The sequence below is a fragment of the Streptomyces sp. CNH287 genome, from assembly GCF_000424825.1.
On record NZ_AUKQ01000018.1, the window covers coordinates 1 to 23,273 of the forward strand.

18 protein-coding genes and 1 pseudogene are annotated in these 23,273 nt (G+C 72.9%); 10 read left to right on the forward strand and 9 right to left on the reverse strand.

The window, feature by feature from the left end:
• Together H299_RS0118910 and H299_RS35000 are read right to left on the reverse strand one after the other, a co-directional pair.
• Window positions 1-520, reverse strand: a pseudogene (locus H299_RS0118910) (IS110 family transposase); the annotation flags it as partial.
• A 198-nt stretch (window positions 521-718) separates the two neighbouring features.
• Window positions 719-2,086: a globin domain-containing protein gene (locus tag H299_RS35000; protein ID WP_051262627.1), complete on the reverse strand. Its 1,368-nt coding sequence runs from the start codon at window positions 2,084-2,086 to the stop codon at window positions 719-721.
• Between the two features lie 207 nt (window positions 2,087-2,293).
• Here H299_RS35000 and H299_RS0118920 point away from each other — a divergent pair, with 207 nt between their 5' ends.
• Complete coding sequence (locus tag H299_RS0118920) at window positions 2,294-2,947, forward strand: uridine kinase (RefSeq protein WP_027749677.1); 654 nt, start codon at window positions 2,294-2,296, stop codon at window positions 2,945-2,947.
• 52 nt (window positions 2,948-2,999) lie between these two features.
• The gene (locus H299_RS37660; RefSeq protein WP_051262628.1) at window positions 3,000-4,202 is read left to right on the forward strand and encodes a hypothetical protein; all 1,203 of its coding nucleotides are present in this window, start codon (window positions 3,000-3,002) and stop codon (window positions 4,200-4,202) included.
• Window positions 4,203-4,251: 49 nt separating this feature from the next.
• On the opposite strand, the gene H299_RS0118930 is transcribed toward H299_RS37660, so the two are convergent.
• On the reverse strand, window positions 4,252-5,079 hold the full coding sequence (locus tag H299_RS0118930; RefSeq protein ID WP_486587339.1) for a class I SAM-dependent DNA methyltransferase: 828 nt from the start codon (window positions 5,077-5,079) through the stop codon (window positions 4,252-4,254).
• 116 nt (window positions 5,080-5,195) lie between these two features.
• On the opposite strand from H299_RS0118930, the gene H299_RS0118935 reads away from it, so the two are divergent.
• Window positions 5,196-5,675 (forward strand): type II toxin-antitoxin system PemK/MazF family toxin, encoded by a 480-nt coding sequence (locus H299_RS0118935; protein WP_037759662.1) that lies wholly within the window; start codon window positions 5,196-5,198, stop codon window positions 5,673-5,675.
• Window positions 5,676-5,781: 106 nt separating this feature from the next.
• Entirely contained in the window at window positions 5,782-6,549 is a 768-nt protein-coding gene (locus H299_RS0118940; protein WP_051262629.1) for a PIG-L deacetylase family protein, read from the forward strand.
• Here H299_RS0118940 and H299_RS35010 read toward each other — a convergent pair.
• Window positions 6,473-7,795, reverse strand: coding sequence for an MFS transporter (locus H299_RS35010; RefSeq protein WP_037759690.1), 1,323 nt, complete (start codon window positions 7,793-7,795; stop codon window positions 6,473-6,475). The two genes, H299_RS0118940 and H299_RS35010, sit on opposite strands and share 77 nt — an antisense overlap.
• Before the next feature lie 592 nt (window positions 7,796-8,387).
• On the opposite strand from H299_RS35010, the gene H299_RS0118950 reads away from it, so the two are divergent.
• The gene (locus H299_RS0118950) at window positions 8,388-9,074 is read left to right on the forward strand and encodes a M23 family metallopeptidase (protein ID WP_051262630.1); all 687 of its coding nucleotides are present in this window, start codon (window positions 8,388-8,390) and stop codon (window positions 9,072-9,074) included.
• A gap of 44 nt (window positions 9,075-9,118) precedes the next feature.
• On the opposite strand, the gene H299_RS0118955 is transcribed toward H299_RS0118950, so the two are convergent.
• Window positions 9,119-9,700 carry a methylated-DNA--[protein]-cysteine S-methyltransferase gene (locus tag H299_RS0118955; RefSeq protein WP_027749682.1) on the reverse strand — a complete coding sequence of 194 codons (582 nt, stop codon included), beginning with the start codon at window positions 9,698-9,700 and terminating at the stop codon, window positions 9,119-9,121.
• 117 nt (window positions 9,701-9,817) lie between these two features.
• Window positions 9,818-10,684: a glycerophosphodiester phosphodiesterase family protein gene (locus H299_RS0118960; protein WP_027749683.1), complete on the reverse strand. Its 867-nt coding sequence runs from the start codon at window positions 10,682-10,684 to the stop codon at window positions 9,818-9,820.
• A gap of 157 nt (window positions 10,685-10,841) precedes the next feature.
• On the opposite strand from H299_RS0118960, the gene uvrB reads away from it, so the two are divergent.
• From uvrB to H299_RS0118980, 4 genes are all read left to right on the forward strand, one after another.
• On the forward strand, window positions 10,842-12,998 hold the full coding sequence (gene uvrB, locus H299_RS0118965) for an excinuclease ABC subunit UvrB (protein WP_027749684.1): 2,157 nt from the start codon (window positions 10,842-10,844) through the stop codon (window positions 12,996-12,998).
• A gap of 156 nt (window positions 12,999-13,154) precedes the next feature.
• Window positions 13,155-13,733 carry a TerD family protein gene (locus H299_RS0118970; protein ID WP_027749685.1) on the forward strand — a complete coding sequence of 193 codons (579 nt, stop codon included), beginning with the start codon at window positions 13,155-13,157 and terminating at the stop codon, window positions 13,731-13,733.
• A 60-nt stretch (window positions 13,734-13,793) separates the two neighbouring features.
• Window positions 13,794-15,686, forward strand: a complete 1,893-nt coding sequence (locus H299_RS0118975) for a TerD family protein (protein ID WP_027749686.1) — start codon at window positions 13,794-13,796, stop codon at window positions 15,684-15,686.
• 242 nt (window positions 15,687-15,928) lie between these two features.
• Window positions 15,929-16,942, forward strand: a complete 1,014-nt coding sequence (locus tag H299_RS0118980; RefSeq protein WP_027749687.1) for a TerC family protein — start codon at window positions 15,929-15,931, stop codon at window positions 16,940-16,942.
• 25 nt (window positions 16,943-16,967) lie between these two features.
• Here H299_RS0118980 and H299_RS0118985 read toward each other — a convergent pair whose 3' ends face one another.
• From H299_RS0118985 to H299_RS35015, 3 genes are all read right to left on the reverse strand, one after another.
• The gene (locus H299_RS0118985) at window positions 16,968-20,231 is read right to left on the reverse strand and encodes a phosphodiester glycosidase family protein (RefSeq protein ID WP_027749688.1); all 3,264 of its coding nucleotides are present in this window, start codon (window positions 20,229-20,231) and stop codon (window positions 16,968-16,970) included.
• Window positions 20,232-20,581: 350 nt separating this feature from the next.
• The gene (locus tag H299_RS0118990; protein ID WP_486587340.1) at window positions 20,582-21,490 is read right to left on the reverse strand and encodes a hypothetical protein; all 909 of its coding nucleotides are present in this window, start codon (window positions 21,488-21,490) and stop codon (window positions 20,582-20,584) included.
• Window positions 21,491-21,497: 7 nt separating this feature from the next.
• Entirely contained in the window at window positions 21,498-22,148 is a 651-nt protein-coding gene (locus H299_RS35015) for a papain-like cysteine protease family protein (RefSeq protein ID WP_051262631.1), read from the reverse strand.
• A 207-nt stretch (window positions 22,149-22,355) separates the two neighbouring features.
• Between H299_RS35015 and H299_RS0119000 the strand changes: the two genes are divergently transcribed.
• Window positions 22,356-23,270: a hypothetical protein gene (locus tag H299_RS0119000; RefSeq protein ID WP_027749690.1), complete on the forward strand. Its 915-nt coding sequence runs from the start codon at window positions 22,356-22,358 to the stop codon at window positions 23,268-23,270.
• Window positions 23,271-23,273: the final 3 nt, after the last annotated feature.

A 23,273-nucleotide genomic window follows, 5' to 3' on the forward strand; every position in this document is an offset into this window, starting at 1 on the left:
CGGGCCGACGTTGCCCAGGTCGAGGCTCCGTTCCAACGCGGGGAAAATGCTGGTGAGTTGACCGCGCAGACGGTTGATTCGGCGGGTGCGGTCGGCGCCCAGGTCGGCCCGGCGGTTGGTGAGGATACGCAGTTCGACGGCGTGTTCGTCGTCCGGCCGCAGAATGGTCAGGTCGCGCCGCATCCGGGCCTGGTCGGCGATGACGTTGGCATCCTTGGCGTCAGTCTTGCCGGTGCCCCGGTAGCCGGCCGATGCCCGGTTGACCGCGAGGCCGGGGATGTGGAGCAGCTGCTGGCTGTGGTTGAGCAATACGCTGATCAACAGCGTGGCCATGCCCTCGGTGACATCGACCGCCCATACGGCGTCCTCGTTGATGGCCAGTACGTCGGCGAGCAGGGCCAGCAGTTCCGGGCTCGTCGTTCAGCACGCGGCGCGACAGCAGGCGCTTGCCCTCGGCGTCCAGGACCACGCAGTGGTGATGGGTCTTGCCGATGTCCACGCCCGCCCATGTCTGGGACACGGGTTCCTCCGGTTCGTCGGTATGCACTGTTCTCCCGAACGACCTCGCCAGCGTGGTCCTACTCAGCGATGCACCCGCAGGGGCTCGCAGCTCCTAATCAGCGGCCGAGTCGTCGTGAGACGCCGGGCGGCCAGGTGAGGGGAACCATCGAGTGCAACCCGCTGAAAGCCATACCCGGCGTCTCTGGGCCTCTGGACCTTACGACGGCCCGTCCAACCCACCAACAACGTAGGACCCCCTGACGGCCGGGGGTGCGGCAGCCGCGGGCGTACGGCCGCCCGGCGCCGGGGCGGGCTCGCGCGCCTCGCCCGGGGGCTCCGGCCGGAGGTGCGGGCGGGCGCCGGACGCGGGACCGGCCCCGGTCGCCGCCCTCGCCGGGTCCGTACGGGCCGACGGGTCGATCCACGGCACGGCCGGCTGCGCCAGGAAGTGCCCGGCGTGGTCCGTCCCCCGGCCGGTCCGAGGGCCCGGCGGCGGCTGGTCGTGGGTGAGCCGGTCCGCGCCCACCCCCCGCCCGGCCAGCAGTTCGGCGATCTCGGAGACGAAGGAGCGGGGTCCGCTGAGGCAGACCCGCTGCGCCTGCCAGTCGTCGCGGGCGAGCAGTGCCGCGTGCAGCCGCCGCGCCGCCCGTACGCGGTTCTCGCCCGGCCGCGGCGACCACCAGGAGACCTGGAGCCACGGGTACCGCCGGGCGTAGGCGGCCACGGTGCGGTGATCGTAGAAGTGCTCCCCGCCGCGCGCGACCAGCTCCAGGCGTACGGGCCGCGGCGGGCGTCGCTCCGCCCGCTCGGCCAGGTCCTCCAGCACGGCCTTCGCCGAGGACCAGCCGCTGCCCGCGGCGAGGAGCGTGACCGGGCCCCGCCCGGGCGGGGTGGTCGCCGTGCCGGAGGCGGGACCGAGGCGGAGCCGGGCGCCGGCTGCGAGCCGGTCGCACAGCGCGTTGCTCAGCCGCCCGCCCGGCACCCGTGCGACGTGGAACTCGAGCACGCCGTCCCGGTGCGGCGCGCGCGCCAGCGAGTACGGCCGCCACACGGCGGGCAGCCCGGGAGCCTGGAGCGTCGCGTACTGCCCGGCCCGGTAGGGGTAGGGGTGGTCCGGCGCCGCGCGGATGACGGCGGTGTGCCCCTGGTGCAGGCGGTGCTGGAGCACGGTCGCCTCCCACCAGCGGGGCTCCTCGCGGGCCTGGGCGGCCCGGGCGCCGCAGATCATGGCCGTGGCGGCGCCGGTGTAGACGGCGTTCCAGGCGGCCTCGGTCTGCGCCGTCCAGGCCCGGCCGCTGCCGAAGCGCATGGCGGCGACCAGGCTGCGGCCGACCGTCGCGTAGTGCTCCTCGGTGACCTCGAACCTCCGGTGGTCGCGGCCGAGCTGCTCCAGCCGCTGCGGGAGCGCGGGGTCCTGGAGGTGGGTGACGAGCTGGCCCAGGGCGCCGAAGAGCCGCTCGAACTGCTCGTCCATGTCAGCCGGGAAGAGCCGCCGGAGCGCGGGGTCGGCCGCGAAGAGGTGGGCGTAGAAGTACTTGACGACATGGCCGGCGCGGCGCCGTACGACCTCAAAATTGGTGGTCACTACATGGATGTCGTGGTGCACACGTTCCCCCGTGTTCCTGCCGGGCGCGCGTCGCAGCGGCCCGCAATTCCCCCTGTTACCCCTCCGCGTGTCCGAAACGGACATCCGGCGGACGGGGAGGCACCGTATCGCGGGGAGAGACGATTCCGCAGCAGCTTCCCCGGCTCGCCTGCCGGACCCCTCGCGGGCGCCGGGCATGATGGTGAGGTGCGCATGGAAGCGATCACTTGGGAGCGGCTCACCGTACGACTGGCCCGGCAGATCACGGGTCTGCGGCCCGCCGACGGCGGCAGCCGGCTGCGCGTCGGCCTCGACGGAGCCCCCGCCGCCCGGCCCGAGCGGCTGGCCGAGGCGCTGGCGGAGGAACTGCGCGCCGACGGACGGGCCGCGCTTCCGGTCGCGCTGGACGGCTTCCTGCGGCCCGCCTCCCTGCGCTTCGAGTACGGCAGGCACGACCCGGACGCTTACTACGACAGCTGGTACGACACCGGCGCGCTGTGGCGCGAGGTCTTCCAGCCACTCGAACCCGGCGGCAGCGGGCGGGTGCTGCCCGATCTGTGGGACCCGGCGGCCGACCGCGCCACCCGCAGCGCACCGGTGCCGCTGGCCCCCGGCGGGGTCCTGCTGCTGCACGGGCCGCTGCTGCTGGGCCACTGGTTCCCGTTCGACCTGAGCGTGCACCTGAGCCTGACCCCTGCGGCGCTGGCGCGGCGTACGGACCAGGACGCGCGCTGGACGCTGCCGGCGTTCGCGCGCTACGAGGAGGAGGTGCGGCCGGGGGAGGCCGCACACGTCCTCGTCCGCGCGGACGACCCCCGCCGGCCTGCCTGGAGCGGGACGGCCTGGAGCGGGACGGCGTAATTCCCTCGCCCGGCCGCCCGGGTGGCTTCTAGTTTGCGGCGAGGGAGGCAGCATGGGGGAACGGGAAGAACGGGAACGGGACGCGGCCGGGTCTGCGGCGGCCGGGCGGGCTGACCAGCTGCTGGGAGCGCCGCTGGGGCGCCAGTTCGTGGCCGGGTTCGTCGAAGCGGACCTGGAGGGCCGTCTGTTCGGGGCGCTCGGCCTGGGCGAGGTGCCGGGGAGGGCGACGTTCACCACCTGCACCGAGGACGGCCACGCGTGCGTCACCCGGGTCCGGCGCCGCAAGCGGCGGGAGTGGCACCAGGTGCCGCCCGGCGAGGCGCGCGCGGTGGTGGGCGCCGCGGTGGCGCGGGGCGAGTGGCGCCGGCTGGGCGAGCTGACGGAGCAGGCGGCCCTGGACGAACTGGCCCAGGTCTCGGAGTCGTTCGGCTTCAACGGCGGGGACACGGCGCTGTGGCGCCTGACCGCGGTCGCGGCCGAGGAACTGCGGCCCGTCGCGGAACTGTTGGGCGGGTCGCGGGCCGCCACGAGCTGGTGGGAGCCGGTCCGGCGCGCCGATCAGCGCCAGCTCGTCTGGACAGGCACGGGCACGGGCACTGGCGCCGACGGCGGGCTCGCCGGCATCGAGGACGTCGTGCGGCGCGCCATGGCGCGGGAGCGGGCGCGCTACCGCAAGGGGCGCGGCAGGCGTCCGCCGAAGGGGGCGCGGGACCTCGGCGCGACGTGGTGGTCGGCACCGGACTTCGCCGAGGGCACCTGGACGACCGGGGCACGCGCCGGTCTGCCCGCCATCGAACTGAGGGGATTCATCGACACCTTCGCCCCCTTCGAGGACGCGACGGCCACCGTCCGGAGCCTGGCGGTGGACGAGCGGGCGCGGGTGGCGGAGATCCGCGGGCCGCGCGACTGGCAGCGCCTCACCGCCCGCTTCCCGCGTGACGTGACCCGTACGCACGACGGCGAGTGGCGGACCTGGGGAGACGTGGACGGCCCGTGGTACCTGCCCGACTGGGCGGCCGTCGCCGACCACTTCGACGGCGTGCACGTGACCGTCGGCGGCTACCTCGCCTCCTGCGGACTGGCCCAGCCCGTCGAGGACGGCTACACGATGCTCGCGGGCTGGGTGCCCGACGCGACGCTCTGGCTGCGCGACGTGACGACCGCCTCCCGGCGGCTCGGCCACTGGCACGGCGACCCGCAGGACATCGCGGACTGGGAGGACGTACTGGCCGGCTGGACCCCGGACGGCGGCTGAGGGCACGCTGCGGCTCCTGCCCGGCCCGCTCCCCTCGGCCCGGCCCGGGTCAGGCCGTCCGGGCCGGGGCGGCGGCCCTGACACGGATCTTGGACTGGCGGTGGGGCAGTTCCTCCCAGTCGTCCATGACCTGGGCCGTCAGACCGTGCGCCGTGGCCAGGGAGAGCAGCGTGCCCGGCCGGTAGTAGAAGTCCTCCCGCAGCACCTGGTGCTCGGTGCCGTCGGTGCGGTTGTAGGTGAAGTCGAAGTGGCCGCCGGGCGCCAGTACCCGGGCGACATGGGTGAAGCACTCGTCGATGACCTCCAGCGGGGAGTGCGAGAAGACGCTGTGCGCGTGCACGACCTGGAAGTGGCCGTCCGGCAGGTGGGCCAGCCGCAGGTCGTCCACGAGCGTGAGGTACGGCAGCCGGGACTGGAGCCCCTGCTCGGTCAGCGTCCGTCGCGCCGCCAGCAGGATGTCCGGCGAGATGTCGAGGCCGTGGTAGTGGCCGGGATCGAGGTACCGGATGAGGTGGTGGCCCGCGCGCAGGTTGCCGCAGCCGATGTCGAGGACGTGGTCCGAGGGGGTGAGCCCGTGCGAGACCAGGTAGTCGAACTGCATCTTCCCCAGCGCCTGCCAGCGCTCCTCGGTCGGCGTGCCCACCGCACCGCGCGGGTTGCGGGCGGTGTCGGACTTCATCACGGCCCGGTAGTACGCGACGTGGTCACCGCCGGTGCGCCGCCGCAGCGCCCAGTCGCGCGCGGTGCGCCGCAGGTACGGGACGATCCGCCGCGGGTTGCGGGCGGCGTAGCGCAGCCGGTGGGCGAGGGAGGCGCGGTTGGACGAGCGGATCACTGTGTGCATGGCCGCGTACACGGCGAGAACGGGGCGGAACATCTGGTCTCCTCACGTGCGGTGGTCGGTGGTCGCTGGTCGGGGTCCGGGGCCGGGAGCGCGGGCCGGAGTGGAGGGATAGGGTCACCCGCGGTGGCGGGGACGGTAGTTTGCACGGCATGACTGAGCCAACAGCTGACTCGGCCTACGGGGCGGACGAGACGGGCAGGACGGTGTCGCCGGGGCGGTTCGGCCCTGGCGCGACCGAGGAGGCCGTGCCGCACGAGGCCGGCCCGGTGCGCACGGAGTACGCGCCGGACCCGGACGGCGATCCCGATCCCGGCGAGATCGTGTGGACCTGGGTTCCGTACCGCGAACGGGACGGCAGAGGCAAGGACCGACCGGTCCTCGTCGTGGCGCGGGAGGAGCGGGGCACTCTGCTGGCCGTACAGCTGACCAGCAGGCGGCGGTACGACGACCGCGCGTGGCTGGCGCTGGGCGCGGGCCCCTGGGACCGCAGCGGCAGGGACTCCTGGGTCGGACTCGGCCGGGTGCTGCGCATCCACCCGTCGGGGATGCGGCGGGAGGCGTGCGCGCTGGACCGCGCGCGCTTCGACCGGGTGGTGCTCCGGCTCCGCGAGACCTACGGGTGGAACTGAGCCCTTCATCCGGGTGACACCGGCGGCGCCCGCACCGCCTGCGGGCACACTCCAAGGGGACGCGCGGCAGCCCGCCGGCCCCCGAGCCAGCAGCAGGAGGAGGACGATGAGCCAGCAGGACGCCGTGTCCGCGGGACGGACCGGAGAGCTTGAGCCCATGCCGGAGGACTGGCAGCGCGCGCTGGCGGTCGTCGCGCACCCCGACGACCTTGAGTACGGCGCGTCGGGCGCCGTCGCGGAGTGGACCGCGGCCGGGCGTGAGGTGGCCTACCTGCTGGTGACCAGGGGCGAGGCGGGCATCGCGGGCATGGAACCGGAGAAGGCGGCCCGGGTGCGCGAGGCGGAGCAGCGCGCCAGCGCGGGCGCCGTCGGCGTCTCGGAGGTCACCTTCCTCGACCGCGCGGACGGCGTCATCGAGGGCGGCCTGCCCCTGCGGCGCGACATCGCGGCGGCCATCCGCAGGTGGCGGCCCGAACTGCTGCTCACCCTGAACCACCATGACACCTTCGGCGGGGTGTTCTGGAACACCCCGGACCACCGGGCTGTCGGGCGCGCCACCCTCGACGCGGCGGGGGACGCGGGGAACGAGTGGATCTTCCGGGAGCAGCTGGCGGCCGACCGCGTGGAGCCCTGGGGCGGGGTGCGCTGGGTGGCCGTGGTGGAGTCCCCGGAGCCGACCCACGCGAAGGCGATCGGGGAGCGGGCGGCGGAGCGTGCCATCGCCTCCCTGGCCGAGCACCGGGCCTACATCACCGCCCTCAGCGACCAGGAGCCCGAGGCGTACGCGACGGAGCTGCTCACCGGCGGCTGGGACCGGGTCGCCGACCGGTTCGGCGGCCGGCGCGGGGTGCCCTTCCAGCTCTATCCGTGCTGACCGCTGCGGCCCGGCGCAGGCTGGTCACCAGGGCCAGCGCCGTCACGGGCAGGAGCAGCAGCGCCGCCAGCGCGGTGAGCCAGCCGTAACCCGCCTGCGCCACGACCACGCCGGACAGTGCCCCGCCCGCGCCCGCCGCCGCGTTCATCGTCAGGTCGGACAGTCCTTGGACGGCGGCGCGGGCGGGCGTGGGCACCGAGTCGGTGAGCAGCGCGGAACCGGCGACCAGCCCCGCCGACCAGCCGAGGCCCAGCACCACGAGCCCGGCGGCCGTCCGGCCATGGTCCGCGCCGGCGGTGCCCGCGAGTGCGGCGGCGCAGGCGAGCAGGGCGACGGAGAGGCCGATGACGCTGAGCCTGCCGACCCGGTCGGCGAGCCAGCCCATGACGGGGGACAGCGCGTACATGCCCGCGATGTGGCCGCTGATCACCAGTCCGATCAGTTCGATGCCCGCGCCGTGGTGGCTCAGTGCCACCGGGGTCATGACCATGATCGAGACCATCACGGTGTGCGTACCGGCGATGGTGACCAGGGCGAGCCGGGCCCGCGGGGAGGCCCGTACGGCGGCGACGCCCGCGCGCAGTGAGCGCGCCTCCGCCGCGGGCCGCTCCCCGGCGGCGGCCGAGTCGGCGGCGGCCAGGGCGCGGGCGGTCAGCAGCGGGTCGGGCCGCAGCAGCAGGTGCACCAGTGCGCCCGCGGCCAGGAAGATGAGCGAGCCCCACAGATAGGGGCCCGCCGTGGGCGGTATGCCGAGGCCCAGGGCGGCGACGCTGCGGCCCGCCGGGGCCGCGATGTTGGGGCCGAGTACGGCGCCGATGGTGGTGGCCCACACCACCGTGGAGATCGCCCGCGCCCGGCGCTCCGGTTCGGCGAGGTCGGCGGCGGCGAAGCGCGCCTGGAGGTTGGCGGACGACCCGGCACCGAAGGCGGCCATACCGGCCAGCAGCAGGGCGAAGCTGCCGAGCGCGGCACCCGCGACCACGACCGCACCGCCGACGGCGGCGATCAGATAGGCCAGGGTGAGCCCTGGACGGCGGCCCCTGGCGGCCATCAGGGCGGCGAGCGGCAGCGAGAGCACGGCGGTGCCGAGGACGGAGGCCGTGGACGCCAGCCCGGCCAGCCCCTCCGAGCCGCTGACGTCCTCCGCCAGCACCGCCGCCAGCGCGATGCCGATCGCCACCCCGAGGCCGCCCAGTATCTGGCTCACGACCAGCACGGAGTGCGTGCGCCTGCGCAGCGCGGCCATCCCGCCGGGGTCGGCGCCGGGGCCGTGGCCGGGCGCGTCACGAGGGCCCGGCGGTGTTCTCGGGACGGCTCCGGCGTCAGGAGCGTCGGCGGGATCGCGGATGTCGGTCACGGCGGGCAGTCTGCCAGCCCCCGTGGCGGCCCGCACCGAAATGGCCGCCGCATTCCGTGCGCCAGGTCACACGAATGGCGTGCGCCAGGTCACAGAAAAGGCCCCGTATAACTCCGCCGACCGGGTTCACCGGTGAGGTGAGGCACAGGCCATTCCGCTGCTACGAAACGGAATAGCAAGCTGCCGGGACGAAAGCCCGGGACCTTGGGCCCGGCCCGGCGGGGACCCTTCGGCCCGGGCGGGCGGGGCCCGCATTCCGGTGAAAGTGCAGGTCGGGGTGGGTGAAATCGAGAAAGGTCCCGGCCCCGGCGGGGATAAGTGTGACGGCGCCGGCCTTTGCAAGGGGACTTGCGGCCCGCGCCGTCGCTACGGGCCCGCCTAGTATCCGGAGATTTTGGACGAGAACGGACGAACGGGCTATCAATGGTGGAGTCCTGGTGCATAGCCAGGTAATTCCATTAATTCCGGAGGTAACACCTTCATGTCGAATACCCGCACTCTTGCCGTGTCCAGGAACCGTCCCCGTGCCCAGGCAGCCGTGCTGGCGACCGGGCTCTGCGCCTCGATGGCGATGGGTGCGGGCGTGGCCTCCGCGGCCCAGACCGCTCCTCAGCCGGGCGCCCAGCAGGACATCTTCGCCGCCGGTACGGCCGCCGAACTGGCCAGCGCGGCCCAGCAGCAGTCCAAGGCGCAGTACCAGGCGATCGCCGCCCAGAAGGCGGCGGCCCAGAAGGCCGCCGACGCCGCGAAGAAGAAGGCAGCCTCCTGGCAGGCGCCCGTCGCCAAGCCCTACACGCTGACGGCGGACTTCGGGAACAGCGGTGGCCGCTGGTCGCAGAAGCACTCCGGCCAGGACTTCGCCGTCCCGACCGGCACGCCGGTCAAGTCCGTGCACCGGGGCACCGTGGTCACCGCCGGCAACGGCGGCGCGTACGGCAACAACGTCGTGATCAAGCACGCCAACGGCAAGTTCAGCCAGTACGCCCACCTGTCGAAGATCGACGTGCAGGTCGGCCAGCAGGTGAACACGGGCAGCCGGATCGCGCTGTCGGGCAACACCGGCAACTCCTCCGGCCCGCACCTGCACTTCGAGATCCGCACCACCCCGGTCTACGGCTCCGGCATCGACCCGGTGCCCTTCATGCACAAGTCCGGCGTCAGCTTCTGACGGACGAATCCAGACACGACGGACACAGAGGCCGCCGGAAGCCGTCAGAAGAGCGGCTCCGGGAGGAGTCCCTCCAGGGCGAGCAGGGCGCGCTTGGTCTCCAGGCCGCCCCCGAACCCGCCGATCCCGCCGCCGCTCTCCACCACCCGGTGGCAGGCCACGACGATCGGCAGCGGATTCGCCCCCATGGCGACTCCCACGGCACGCGCCGCACCGGGTTCACCCACCCGGTCGGCCAGGTCCTGGTAGCCGACCGTCGACCCGAAGCGCACCCCGGCGGCCAGCTCCCGCAGCACCCGCTCGTGGAAACCGCCGGTCAGCGACCAGTCCAGCGGCACGCTGAAGGTGCGCAGCGCGCCCGCGAAGTAGGCGTCCAGTTCGCGGGCGGCCGTCGCCAGGACGCCCGCGGCCGGTTCCGCCGCGCCGCTGGCGGCATCGCCGCCGAATCTGCCGCGCAGCCGGGCCAGCGCCGCCTCGCGCGTGCGCTCGTCGGCGTGGAAGACGACCTGGAGGAGGCCCACCTCGGTCGCCGTGAGCAGCAGCGGACCGATCGGCGAGGCCTGGGCACTCCAGGCCCAGGAGGTCCGGGAGGCACCGGCGCTGCCGGAGGGGGCGTTCTGGGTCACGCGGGGAAGCCTACGGGCCGCCACTGACAGCCGTCGCCGACAGCCGCCTCCGGCGGCACACCGCACGGCAGCCTGCCCGGCCGCCGTACGGATGCCGTGCGGTGCCGCGGAGCAGCCTCAGCCGACCGCGTCGCGCACCACGTCCGGGTAGTTGGAGATGAGGCCGTCGACCCCGGCCTCCTCCATCGCGCGCGCGGTCGGCCCGTCGTTCACCGTCCAGGTGAAGACCTCCAGCCGCTTGCCGTGCGCGCCTCCGACCCGGTGGACGGCGTCCACGTACTCCTTGGTGACCGTCGGATAGTTCGGGTTGATCTGGTCGGTGAAGCGCCCGTACTCGGCCAGCTCCTCGACCGGCGGCGTGCCCAGGAAGCCGGTCTTCACCGCCGGTGCCAGCGAGTGGACCGTGGCGACCGACTCCGCGTCGAAGCTCTGGATGATCAGCTTCTTGCGGTGCCAGCGATCGAGCCAGCCCTCGTTGTCCAGCTCCTTGAGGGTCTCGGCCTCGATGCCGGGGTACTGCTCCGGCTTCTTCAGCTCCAGCAGCAGCTTCTGGTCGTGGCGCTCGACCCGCCGCAGGTACTGCCGGAGCGTGGGGACCCGCTCCCCGGCGTAGGCGTCGGCGAACCAGCTGCCCGCGTCGAGCTGCGCGATCTCCGCGGCGGTGAAGTCCGAGACCTTCCACGGCGCCCGGTCGGGGAAGACCTCCTCGGCGTCGGTGGTGCGGTTCAAGGTGGTGTCGTGCAGGACGACCAGCTCACCGTCGCGCGTGCGGTGCACATCGTTCTCGACCCACTCGATGTCCAGCTCAGCGGCCTTGTCGACGGCGGCGAGCGTGTTCTCGGGCGCGTAACCGGAGGCGCCCCGATGAGCGATGGGCACCGGGTCGTGCCCCTGCGGGGCCGGGGCGGCGTGGACGGTGGCCGGGAAGAGCACGGACACACCGAGGAGGGCACCGGCGGTCAGGGCGATGGGACGGATCGGCATGCGAACTCCTCGCGTCGGTGTGTGTACGGACTGCGAACAAACATTCCCAATGGGGTGTACACGCAATCGGATTTCAGGTGTCCATGGGCTGAACGGAGGCGGTCGGCCGCAGCCGGCGGCGGAGTGATTGTCAGTGGCGGGTCGTACCGTGGACTTCATGCGGCCCGTTACGGAGATCGAACGCAAGGTGGCGCCCTTCGAGGTCGTCAGTCCCTACCAGCCCAGCGGCGACCAGCCGGCAGCCATCGCCGACCTGACCCGGCGCGTCAGCGCCGACGAGAAGGACGTCGTGCTGCTGGGCGCGACCGGTACGGGCAAGTCCGCGACGACCGCGTGGATGATCGAGAAGCTCCAGCGCCCCACCCTCGTGATGGCGCCGAACAAGACGCTCGCGGCCCAGCTGGCCAACGAGTTCCGCGAGCTGTTCCCGAACAACGCCGTCGAGTACTTCGTGTCGTACTACGACTACTACCAGCCGGAGGCGTACGTCCCGCAGACGGACACGTACATCGAGAAGGACTCCTCGATCAACGAAGAGGTCGAGCGCCTGCGGCACAGCTCGACGAACTCCCTGATCACCCGGCGCGACGTGATCGTCGTCGCCTCGGTGTCCTGCATCTACGGCCTGGGCACCCCGCAGGAGTACGTGGACCGGATGGTCTCCCTCAAGGTCGGCGACGAGCTGGACCGGGACAAGCTGCTGCGCCGCTTCGTCGACATCCAGTACACGAGGAACGACATGGCGTTCACCCGCGGCACCTTCCGGGTGCGCGGCGACACCATCGAGATCTTCCCGGTGTACGAGGAGCTGGCGGTCCGCATCGAGATGTTCGGTGACGAGATCGAGGCGCTCTCCACCCTCCACCCCCTCACCGGCGAGGTCATCTCCGACGACCAGGTGCTGCACATCTTCCCGGCCACGCACTACGTGGCGGGCCCGGAGCGGATGGAGCGGGCCATCACCGGCATCGAGGCGGAGCTGGCGGAGCAGCTCGCGCTGATGGAGAAGCAGGGCAAGCTGCTGGAGGCCCAGCGCCTGCGGATGCGCACGACGTACGACATCGAGATGATGCGCCAGATCGGCACCTGCTCCGGCATCGAGAACTACTCCCGGCACATCGACGGCCGCGCCGCGGGCACCGCCCCGCACACCCTCATCGACTTCTTCCCCGAAGACTTCCTGCTCGTGATCGACGAGTCGCACCAGACGGTCCCGCAGATCGGCGCGATGTACGAGGGGGACGCCGCCCGCAAGCGGACCCTGGTCGACCACGGCTTCCGGCTGCCCTCGGCGATCGACAACCGCCCGCTGAAGTGGGAGGAGTTCCAGAAGCGGATCGACCAGACGGTCTACCTCTCCGCCACCCCCGGCACCTACGAGGTCTCGCGCGCCGACGGCGTGGTGGAGCAGATCATCCGGCCGACGGGCCTGGTCGACCCGGAGGTCGTGGTCAAGCCGACCGACGGGCAGATCGACGACCTGGTGCACGAGATCCGCCTCCGCACCGAGAAGAACGAACGCGTGCTGGTCACCACGCTGACCAAGAAGATGGCCGAGGACCTCACGGACTACTTCCTGGAGCTGGGCATCCAGGTCCGCTACCTGCACAGCGACGTCGACACGCTGCGCCGGGTCGAGCTGCTGCGGGAGCTGCGGGCGGGTGAGTTCGACGTGCTGGTGGGCATCAACCTCCTGCGCGAGGGCCTGGATCTGCCCGAGGTCTCCCTGGTGGCCATCCTCGACGCGGACAAGGAGGGCTTCCTGCGCTCCGGCCGCTCGCTGATCCAGACCATCGGGCGGGCCGCGCGCAACGTCTCCGGCCAGGTCCACATGTACGCGGACAGGATCACCCCGGCCATGGAGAAGGCGATCGACGAGACGAACCGCCGCCGGGAGAAGCAGGTCGCGTACAACGAGGAGCGCGGTATCGACCCGCAGCCGCTGCGCAAGAAGATCGGGGACATCGTCGCCGACATCGCGCGCGAGGACGTGGACACCGAGCAGCTGCTCGGCACCGGGTACCGCAAGACCGGAGCGGACGGCAAGCCGCTCAAGGCGCCGGTGCCCGCGCTCGGCGGCAAGGCGGCCCGGGCCGGGAAGGGCGCGGATGCCGGGGCGGCCAAGGGCGGGGCCGCCGGGGAGGTTCTCACCGACCAGCCCGCGGCCGACCTGGCGGAGCTGATCGAGCAGATGACGGAGCGGATGCGCGGCGCGGCGGCGGAATTGCAGTTCGAGCTGGCCGCCCGGCTGCGTGACGAGGTGGGCGACCTCAAGAAGGAGCTGCGTCAGATGAGGGAGGCGGGGCTTGCCTGAGGCGCTCCCGTCTTGCCTGGCGGGACAGCCTCAGGCCGAGTGTTGCAAGAACGACACAAAGACGGGGTGCGCCGCCCCGGGTGTCAGTCCGACTGCATAGGGTGCGGTGACGCCGTCGGAGATGACGGCGTGGAAACGTTGAGAGGGGATCGCGCGGTGACGGTCAACATGTCCAAGGGGCAGGCCATCAGCCTGCAGAAGTCCGATGGAGCCACGCTGACCGCGGTGCGCATGGGGCTCGGCTGGCAGGCGGCCCCCCGCCGGGGGCTGTTCGGCAAGCGTTCGAAGGAGATCGACCTGGACGCCTCGGCCGTGCTGTTCGCCGACAAGCAGCCGGTGGACGTCGTCTTCTTCCGCCACCTGGTGAGCGACGACGGCTCGGTGCGGCACACCGGGGACAACCTGGTCGGCGGCGCCGGACAGGGCGGTGACGACGAGGCGGTCCTGGTGGACCTCCAGCGGGTGCCTGTCCACATCGACCAGATCGTCTTCACGGTGAACTCCTTCACCGGGCAGACCTTCGCCGAGGTGGAGAACGCCTTCTGCCGCCTGGTCGACGAGACCAACGGGCAGGAGATGGCGCGGTACACCCTGACCGGTGGCGGCCAGTACACGGCGCAGATCATGGCCAAGGTGCACCGGCAGGGGAACGGCTGGCAGATGACGGCCATCGGGGAGCCGGCCGCGGGCCGTACCTTCCAGGACCTGATGCCGACGATCGTGCCGTACCTGTAGTCACGGCCGCGGCGGGCACGGAAGAGAGAGCGTGAGAGAAGCGGTGGAGGGGGCGCGAGAATGACGGCCGAGCTGGTCCGCGGGCAGAACCATGCCCTGCCCGAGACCCGTTTGGAGATCCGGGTGTCGGCGGGGAAACCCGTCCTCGCCGGGGCGACACTCAACGACGAGCAGGGGCGGATGCGGGACGCCGGGTGGATAGCGCACCCGGCAGAGCCGCAGCTGCCCGGGCTCGAGGTCTCCCGGCAGGCCGCCGCCGAGCACCGGCTCGCGGTCGATCTCGACGCGCTGCCGGAGGCGGTGCACCGGGTCAATGTGCTGCTCGCGCTCCCGGCGGGGGTGGGCGGACCGGCGAGCTTCGGTGCGTTCGCCTCTCCCTTCGTCGCCGTGACGGGCCTCGACGGCACTCCGATCGCCAGCTACACGGTGACCGGGCTCGACGCCGAGTCCGCCGTCGTCGCCCTGGAGCTGTACCGGCGGCAGGGCTCGTGGAAGGTCCGCGCGGTCGGCCAGGGCTACGCGGGCGGCCTGGAGGCCATGCTCCACGACCAGGGCCTCCCCGAGGCCCGGCAGCTGGCCGCCACGATCAACGACGCCGTGGCCGCGGGCCTGGCCCGCGCGGTGGCGGCACCGCCTTCGGCGGCGCGGGCCGACCGCGACGCCCGGCCGGCTGCGGCCCCCGCGCTGCAGCAGCCGCAGGGCCCGGTGGCCTCGGGCACCGGCTCCGGCCCCGTCGACTACCAGCACCCTCGGCGGCGCCCGGCGGCGCCGCAGCAGCCCGCCCACCAGCCGCCGCCCGCGCAGGGCGCGCCCCCGGTCCCGGTGGCCGGGGACGCCTCCGGCTGGTCCATGGACGAGCGGCTGTACAACCAGGTCTGGGGCATGTTCGAGGACATGGCGCGGACGGTCGCGGCCTACCGCTCAGCCGTGGACTTCGCCGACTCGCGCCGCGAGCAGGAGCTGGACAAGGTGCTCTCCGACCCGCGCACGCGGATCGGCCCGGTGGCCGACGCCGCCCGGGACGAGGCGCGTGCCAAGCACGCCCGGCTGGTCGAGCAGGCGGGCGCCGTGCTGGACCGCGACCTGCGCCAGCTGGCCGCCGAGTCGGCGGTCGTCGAGCCGGCGCTGCCCGCGGCCTTCGCCCGCTGGGACAATCCGGTCTGGCAGGCGTACGAGGTGCCGATGGAGGTGCCGATGGCGCTGCGGCTCGGCGACCTCACGCTGCCGGAGCGCTCCGATCTGCGCATCCCGATGCTGGTCCGGCTCCCGCTGGATCGCGGGCTGTGGATCGACAGCGGGCGCGGCGGCGGCTCGGTGGAGTCCTCCCTGGTGGACCCGGACGAGCTGCGCAGGCTCGCGGTGGAGACGGCGGTCGCCATCGCCGCCCGGCTGGTGGCCGTCTACCCGGTGGACGACTTCACGCTGAACGTCATCGATCCGGCCGGTTCGGCCGCGACCTCCCTCGTCCCGCTGCTGGAGTCCGGCGCGCTGCGCCAGCCGCCGGCGGTGGGCGCGGCCGGGGTGACGGAGGTGCTGGCGAAGCTGACCCAGCGGGTGGACCTGGTGCAGATGGCCGTGCGCAGCGGCGCCACGGAGTCGCTGCCGCCCGACCTGGACACCGCCGAGCAGCTGCTGATCGTGCACGACTTCCCGCACGGCTTCGACGACCGCGCGGTCACCCAGCTCCGCTACATCGCGGACGAGGGTCCCGCCGTCGGAGTCAACCTGCTGATGGTCGCGGACCGGGAGGAGGCGCGGGCCTACGGTCCGCTCCTCGACCCGCTGTGGCGCGCCCTGCTGCGGATCACCCCGGTTCCGGACGACCACCTCGCCGACCCCTGGGTCGGGCACGCGTGGACGTACGAGCCGCCGCTGGTGCCGGGCGGCAGCCAGGTGGTCCCGCAGGTCCTGCAACGGGTCGCGACGGCCCGCCAGGCGTACGGGCGGCGCTGAGCGGCGGCCGGGGTTTCGCGAGTGCCGGGGCGGGCGGACCGGGCCGACGGCAAAGGCTGCCTTTACCTCTTCTTGGTCTTGCTTTACTCTTCTAGGGCGGAGGGGAGTATTCCCAGCCTCGCGATGTCCTCGTCAGTACGGACCGGTCGGACTGGTCCCGGGGTATCGGTCCGGTAGCGCACGCTCCTTGTGCGCGCCGGGCGGAAGAGACCTCCGGCAGCATCGCCGGAGGTGCGCGAAGCATGGATGTGTCCTTGACCGCATGGGTTCTGACGATTGTCGGCCTGTGTGCCCTGATCGCCGTCGACTTCTTCGTCGGCGGCCGCAAACCGCATGAGGTCTCCATCAAGGAGGCCGGGATCTGGACGGCAGTCTGGATCACCCTCGCCGTGATCTTCGGAGCCGGTCTGGCCGTGCTGGGCGAGGGCCAGGCGTCCGGCGAGTTCTTCGCCGGCTTCGTCACCGAGAAGTCGCTCAGCGTCGACAACCTCTTCGTCTTCATCCTGATCATGGCGAAGTTCGCGGTCCCGCCGATCTACCAGCAGCGGGTGCTGATGGTCGGCGTCCTGATCGCGCTCGTGCTGCGCGCCGGGTTCATCGCGGCCGGTGCCGCCATCATCGCGAACTTCTCCTGGGTCTTCTTCATCTTCGGCGGCTTCCTCATCTGGACGGCGTGGAAGCTCATCCAGGAGGCGCGCGCCGAGGAGGAGGACGAGGACTGGGAGGAGAACCGCCTCCTGAAGCTGGTCGAGCGCCGCTTCCCCTCCACGGACAAGTACCACGGCACGAAGCTGTTCATCCAGGAGAACGGCAAGCGGCTGATGACGCCGATGCTGATCGTGATGCTCGCGATCGGCACCACCGACATCCTGTTCGCGCTGGACTCCATCCCGGCGATCTTCGGGCTCACCCAGGACCCGTACATCGTCTTCACCGCCAACGCCTTCGCCCTGATGGGCCTGCGGCAGCTGTACTTCCTGATCGGCGGCCTGCTCAAGAAGCTGGTCCACCTCAGCTACGGGCTGTCGGTGATCCTGGGCTTCATCGGTGTGAAGCTGGTGCTGCACGCCCTGCACGAGGCGGGGGTGCACGTCCCGGTGATCAGCATCCCGGTCTCGCTCGGCGTCATCTGCGCGGTGCTGATCGTCACGACGGCCACCAGCCTGTACGCCTCCAAGAAGGAGAAGGAGGCGGAGCTGGCGGCCGCCGCGGAGCGGAAGTCCGACGCGGACGCGGACGCCGACGCCGACCGCTGAACGAGGCGCTGCGGTCAGCCGCCGGTCAGCGCCGCAGTTCCACCTCCCGCTGCGCGCGGGCGCCGTTCACCTCGACCTCGAGGGTGACGGTGCCCGCGCGCAGCGCTTTGAGGGTGCCGGTCGCCGGGTCGTACGAGGCGGCGCAGCGCTTCCCGTGGCCGCCCTTGCCACCGACGCCACCGCGCTTGCCGTCGCCGTCGCCAGCCACGCAGAGGTTCCCGGAGCCGTCCCAGTCCGCGCTGAGCGGCCAGCCGACCGGCACCTTGCGCGGCGCGGCGCCGCTGCCCTGGTGCACCGTCGCCGTCGCCCGTGCGGAGGCGCCCACCCGCAGCTCGGCCGGCGCCTCCAGCGCCAGCCCGTCCACGTGCGCCCTGGTCTGCACGGCGAACCTCTCCTGGCCGGTCCGGTCCACCCCCACCATCGACCAGCCGGTGAATCCGCCCTGGGCGGCCGGTGCGGAAGGTGCCTTGCCGGAGTTGCCGTTGATCAGGTACGGCACGCCGTCCACCCGGTCGGCGTGGAAGACCCCGACGTGTGAGCCGACGAACATCACGCTCTTGCCCGAACGCGCCCGGAAGTCGCCGAGCCAGTCCTCCAGCAGGTCGGCCTCCAGCCGGTCGGTCAGCCTGCTGGCCTGCTGCGGGGTGGGGTCACGCGGCGGTGCGTGCTGGATGACGGCGACCGAGCGCACCCGCGGGTCCTTGCGGGCCGCCTCCAGCTGGGCGCGCAGCTTCTCGATCTGTGCGTAACCGCCGCCGCGCAGGGTGAGGGAGGAGGTGTCGAGGGTCAGGAAGCGGGTGCCCTTGTGGTCGAAGGTGCGCTGCGCCGGGCCGAACTCCGCCACGAAGTTGTCGATCTTCCCGCCCATTATCTCGTGGTTGCCCGGTACGTAGTACCAGGGCACCGCGTCGCCCAGCTCGTCCTCCAGCACGCTGCGCGCGAACGACAGGTCGGCGGGTGAGCCCTCGTCCACCAGGTCGCCGTTGACGACCAGGAAGTCCGGCTTCGCCGCGCGGATCTCGCGCAGGGTGCGCCGGGCCTGCCGCACGATGTCGCTGTCGGGGTTCCGGGCGACGAACTGCGCGTCCGACATCACCGCGAACCGCCAGTCGTGGCCCCGTACGTCCGCGGCCGTAGAGATCAGCGGGTCGCGTACGGGCGCCGCCGCGGGCACTTCCACGTCCGGCGGCGTCTGCGCGGTCAGCTCGTCGATCACGACCGCGCTCTTGTACTGCTCGGCCGCCCGGGTCTCGGCGAGGTAGAAGCGGCGCAGATCCAGCGGATAGCTGACGCCCTCCGGCACCTTGAAGGTGACCTCCCGCCAGCCCTGCCAGTCGACGTGCGGGGCGCGCAGCACCTGGTGCGTGCCGTTCGCGTCGGTCACCTCCAGCGAGGGCCAGGCGCCCTTGCCGTCGCCCTTGAGCGAGAGAGTGAAGCTCTGCGGCTGGCCCGGGACCGTGGTGCGTGCGGGCGGGCTGACGTAGGCGGCGCGGGTGGCGGTGGACTGGCTGAAGTCGTAGTCCACCTTGAGCCCGGTGCCCTGCCGGCCCTCCGGCTCGGCCGAGAGGGAGCCGGAGGCGCGGGCGGTGCTGAACTTCCAGTCCGCCGCGTCCTCGAAGTCGGCCACACGCTGGTCGCGCAGCCCGGCCGTCACGCCGAGGACGGTGGTGTGCCCGTCGACATCGACGGTGACCTGCCCGGCCGCGTCGGCCTTGCGCGCGGTGACGGTGAAGCCGCCGCCGGCCTGGTCGGGGGTGATGCTGAAGAGGGAGCGGTCATAGCCCAGCCGTACGTCCGCCGGGTCGATGGGCGCGCTGGTGCCCTGCGCGTCGTAGCCCAGGATGCCGAACGAGCCCTGGTCGCCGTCCTTCGCCAGCCCGAGGCGGTCCTGCGAAGGGCGCACCCGGGTGAGTTCGCCGATGACCTCCAGCTTGGTGGAGCCGTGGGCCTGGCGGGAGCGTGCGGTCACCTCGGCGGTGCCGCCGCGCCGGGCGTGGAAGGTGCCGTCGCGGTCCACCCGGCCGGTCCGGGGGCTGTCGGAGTGCCAGTGCGCGGAGCCCTGGGCGGGTCCGTAGGTCTCGTCGTAGCCGGCCGCCGTGAGCTGCCGGGTCAGGCCGGGGAAGACGCGCTCGGGGTGACCGCCGGGCACGTTGTCGGCGGTGGGGGCCTTGGCCGGGTCCGCCGCGGTCTCCACCCAGAAGCCCTTCAGCCGCCCGCTGCCGTCCGGGGCGGTCAGCGCCAGGCCGTTGGGAACGGCGCGCTCCTGTCCGTCGGAGGGCGCGTTCTCCACCTGGGTGGCGTCCGAGCCGGGCTCGCGGGCGACGAGGGTCGAGGAGCCGCCGCCGTCGAGGTTGAGGGCGTTGTGGGCACCGAGTTCGGCCATCATTCGGGCGAGTTCGGTGAGCGTGACACCGCCCGAGGCGGCCTGGCGGCCGTCCACGCTCAGCACGTGCATGGTCGAGCCGTCCCGGGAGAAGCCGACCGCCGTACGGGGTGCCGTCGTGTTGTTCGGCCGTCCCTCCCAGTCCTGCGGCTCGCCGTCGGCGACCAGGACACCGCGTCCGCCGACCGCCGTGCGCGGCACCTCGCTGCCGTCGTCCGTACGGACGTCGTAGCGCACCGAAACGGTGTCGCCGGGGCGCAGCCCGGCCAGCTTCTCCGCTCCGGCGTCCCGGCCGAGCAGCACGGTGCTGCCCGCCGGGATGTCACCCTTGCCGGGCTCCTCGGAGACCGAGGTCACCTTGCCGTCCCGCACGGTCACCTCGGTGGTGCCGGTCGCGCCGTCGGTGGTCATCGCCCGGTCCGCGGCGCCCCACTGCGCGTTGTAGACGCCGATGCCGCCGGACGGGACGTCCGCCGCGTTGTACGCGGCGAGCTTCTCCTCACCGCTCGGCAGGGTGAGGGAGCCCTCGAAGTAGAGGTCGAGGATGCGGCCCGCGCTCGACGGGCCGATGCCGACGGCCTCGGAGACGCCCGGCGCGGCCGAGTGGGTGGGCTCGCCGTCGCGTACCCCCGGGCCCAGCGGGGCACCGGTCTGGTTGATGTCGAAGAAGTCGGCGTTGAGCGCGGCGACGGTCCGCCGTCCCTTGCCAGGCTTGTGCGCCTTGGCCAGCTCGGAGACCGTCCTGCGCTCTGCGACCTTTCCGGTGGAGAGGTAGTCGAGCCGGGCGCTGCCGTCGAGGTCGACGCTCAGCGCGTCCGCGCGCAGCCACTTGTCGGGGTTGAGCCGGTCGAAGGAGGTCAGCGTGGTGCCGGGGGCGACGGGGCGGCTGCTGCGGGCCAGCTCCATCCCGCCGCCGTCGGCCGCTGTGGCGGGCGGTGCACCGGGGGCGGCTGGGGCGCTCGGTGCGGCGGGCGCGGCCGATGTGCCGTGCGCCGAGGGCGCGAGCCCGGCCAGGAGCGCGAGCGCGGTTGCCGCTGGTATCAGCGCACGCGCGCAAAGTCTTTCGCGTGTGTGGATTCGGTTCACAACATCTCCCACTGAGACGTGAGTTGGGCGCACTTTCTGCACGCCCAGCCGCACAGCGTGGCAAGAGTGACCGGTCTACACCAGTGGGGCGGAGAGAACTCGTAGGAAACAACCGGTGCCCCGCCTTCCGCTTGACGGAAGGCGGGGCACACAGTACCTCTGACGGTGCGTCAGGCAGGTGCACCGCGCCTGGCGCGCCGTACGCACCAGACGCCTGCCGCTGCCGCCGCGCCGAGCGCGCCCGCACCGGCCACCACGGCGGGTGCGGAGTCCCCGGCGGCGGACGGGGCGGCGGAGGCGGTCGCCGCCTTGCCGGGCCCCTGCCCGGCATCCGGCCCGGCGGGTGCCCCCGGCGTGTCCTGCGGGCCGAAGCCGCCCGCCGTCCCCTTCCGGTCGTAGGCCGATCCGGGCAGCTTGTCCCCGTACTCCGCGTGGACCCGCTGCCGGTAGGCGTCCACCGAGGTGCCCCGCGTGCCCACCGCCTTGCGCGCGTCCGCGTCCAGCGGCAGCACCCGGTCGCCGTCGAGCACGTACCAGGCGTCGATCTGCGGCTCGCGGAAGACCGTCCCGCCCGCGGCCTTACGGGCGCCCTTCGCCGCGAACGCCGTCTCGTCGTCGCCCGTGGCGATGTTGACGACCTGCCAGTCGCCACCGGTCTCGGCCGTCCACACCGACGCCACCTGGCCGTCCGAGGAGGCCGCACGGGTGGCCAGGAACTCCAGTTCCGCGACCGGTGCCGACGCGTCGCCCCGTACGAAGTCCGCGGAGAGGAAGTAGACCGGCACCGTCGCCCCCTGCGTCCTCGGGTCGGCGGCGGCCCGGCTGACCGCGCCGTCACGGGCGAAGAAGCGGGCGAGCACCTTGTCCGACTCCGGGGCCGTCACCGCCTTGCGGGCCTCGGCGACTTCGGACGCCGCGGGGGTACGGGGCGGTGCCGGGGAGTCCTTCGCGTGCGCCTGGCCCGCCGCCGTGAGCAGCAGCGCGGCGAAGGCGCCGGCGACGCCCGCGCGCCGGGTCAGCACCAGCAGGGAGTGGCGCGCCTGCCGTTCCTGCCGTTCCTGTCGTGTCTTCTGTGCCATGGCCGCCTCACGCCCCGATCCGGTAGAGCGAGTGGGTCCAGTTGAACGAGGTGTTGTTCACGTACCAGCTGTGCGAGGCCCAGTTGTAGCGCCCGCTCGACGGCCACGGGTCGCCCCAGTACACCCAGCTGCTGCTGGTGTCGTAGCCGTACAGGACGTGCATGTGGCCGCCGCCGCTGTCCCAGCCGATCCGGGTCTCCACGGGACGGTTCGCGTCGATCTCGGACCGCACCGTGGCGTAGTTCAGCCAGCCGTTGACGTATGAGCCGGGGCGGACGCCCGTCCAGCGCAGTCCCTGCTGCACGTCGCCCAGCGTGGCCTGCGAGTTGGGGCAGTTGTAACCCTGCTGCCGCCCGAAGGCGGCGTTGCAGAACTGGTTCTGGCTGTAGTTGCGGCCGTAGTAGCTCGCGATGGTGTTGCCGGCGGCGGCCCAGCACCAGTTGCTCTGCTGCTGCGCCTGCATGGTGATGTTCAGCCGGTTCGCGGCGAGCGCCTCCGCGCCGCCGCGCGCACCGGGTGCGGCCGGTGCCGCCGCGGTGGCGACGGCGGCCGGTACGGCGAGCAGGGTGGCCGCGGCGAGGGCGGTGAAGGTGAACCGTCTGCGCGCGGTTCGGGGCCGGCGGCGTACGCGGCGCGGCCGGGCAGGGGACAAGGGCATGGCGTTCCTCCCGAGGGGGGTGGGTGGGGAGAGCGGAGAAGCGCATCCGGATGCGGGTCTGCCTCGTTTGCCATGAGCATGGGGAGTTGCCGTGCGCAGGTCAACGAGCTTCAATGCCCCGTGACAGGCCGGTGTGAACGGGTCGGCGCCGATGTGAACGCCGCCCCTCGCCGTCCTGGTGGCCTGCGGGAGAGGGGAGTTCAGCCGGTGAACATTCACTCCGAGCTGGAACAGCGGCTGCGCACCGGCCCGTTCCCGCTCGCGCTGCGCGCCGCCATCGAGGCGCGCGGCCTCGCGCTCCACCGCATCCAGCACCGCCTGGCCCAGCAGGGCATCCACGTCGGCGTCACCAGCCTCAGCTACTGGCAGCAGGGCACCCGCCGGCCGGTACGGGCCGAGTCGCTGCGCGCGGTGCGCGCGCTGGAGGAGGTGCTCGAACTGCCACCGGACGCGCTCATTCGGCTGCTGGCCCGCCCCTCCGGCACCGACCGCCCGGCCACCCGCCCCTACCGCGCCCTGCTGGACGCGGCGGGCCCGCTGCACCAGCTCTTCGACGCGCTGGAGACCCCGGCCGACGGCGGCCTGCACACCATCAGCCACTTCGAACGGGTACGGATCGGCGCCCGCCGGGAGCTGCGGGGCCGCGATTCACAACAGGTCGTCCGCGCACACCGGGACGGCGTGGACCGGTACGTCGCCATCCACTACGGCGATACCGGCTGCGTGCCGGAGCGGATCGGGCTGCGCGAGACGGAGAACTGCCGGGCGGGCCGGGTCCGCAGGCACGAGGAGGCCGGAATCGTCGCGGCCGAACTGCTCTTCGACACCCGGCTGCGCTCCGGCGAGACCCATGTCTTCGGCTACACCTTTGAGGATGGCACCGGCCCCGCCTGCCACGAGTACGTGCGCGGCTTCAGCTTCGGCGGCGGGCAGTACGTCCTCCAGGTGCGGTTCGACGACGCCGCGCTGCCGGTGCGGTGCCGCGGCTTCACCCGTACGGCACCCGGGGCCCGGCCCACCGGGCAGCGCGAACTGACGCTGACCGGGCGCCACCGGATGGTGCACCTCGCGGAGCAGAGCGCGGGGCCGGGGCTCCTCGGAATCGGCTGGGACTGGTCCTGACCG

Bases quoted from the DNA above. Each gene is read 5' to 3' on its own strand.
- H299_RS35015 (WP_051262631.1), bottom strand. From the start codon at position 22,148: ATGCCCTTGTCCCCTGCCCGGCCGCGCCGCGTACGCCGCCGGCCCCGA.
- H299_RS0118975 (WP_027749686.1), top strand. From the start codon at position 13,794: ATGACGGCCGAGCTGGTCCGCGGGCAGAACCATGCCCTGCCCGAGACC.
- H299_RS0118935 (WP_037759662.1), top strand. From the start codon at position 5,196: ATGACTGAGCCAACAGCTGACTCGGCCTACGGGGCGGACGAGACGGGC.
- H299_RS0118940 (WP_051262629.1), top strand. From the start codon at position 5,782: ATGAGCCAGCAGGACGCCGTGTCCGCGGGACGGACCGGAGAGCTTGAG.
- H299_RS0118930 (WP_486587339.1), bottom strand. From the start codon at position 5,079: ATGTTCCGCCCCGTTCTCGCCGTGTACGCGGCCATGCACACAGTGATC.
- H299_RS0118960 (WP_027749683.1), bottom strand. From the start codon at position 10,684: ATGCCGATCCGTCCCATCGCCCTGACCGCCGGTGCCCTCCTCGGTGTG.
- H299_RS0118950 (WP_051262630.1), top strand. From the start codon at position 8,388: ATGTCGAATACCCGCACTCTTGCCGTGTCCAGGAACCGTCCCCGTGCC.
- H299_RS0118980 (WP_027749687.1), top strand. From the start codon at position 15,929: ATGGATGTGTCCTTGACCGCATGGGTTCTGACGATTGTCGGCCTGTGT.
- H299_RS35010 (WP_037759690.1), bottom strand. From the start codon at position 7,795: ATGGCCGCGCTGCGCAGGCGCACGCACTCCGTGCTGGTCGTGAGCCAG.
- H299_RS0118990 (WP_486587340.1), bottom strand. From the start codon at position 21,490: ATGGCACAGAAGACACGACAGGAACGGCAGGAACGGCAGGCGCGCCAC.
- uvrB (WP_027749684.1), top strand. From the start codon at position 10,842: ATGCGGCCCGTTACGGAGATCGAACGCAAGGTGGCGCCCTTCGAGGTC.
- H299_RS0118985 (WP_027749688.1), bottom strand. From the start codon at position 20,231: ATGGAGCTGGCCCGCAGCAGCCGCCCCGTCGCCCCCGGCACCACGCTG.
- H299_RS37660 (WP_051262628.1), top strand. From the start codon at position 3,000: ATGGGGGAACGGGAAGAACGGGAACGGGACGCGGCCGGGTCTGCGGCG.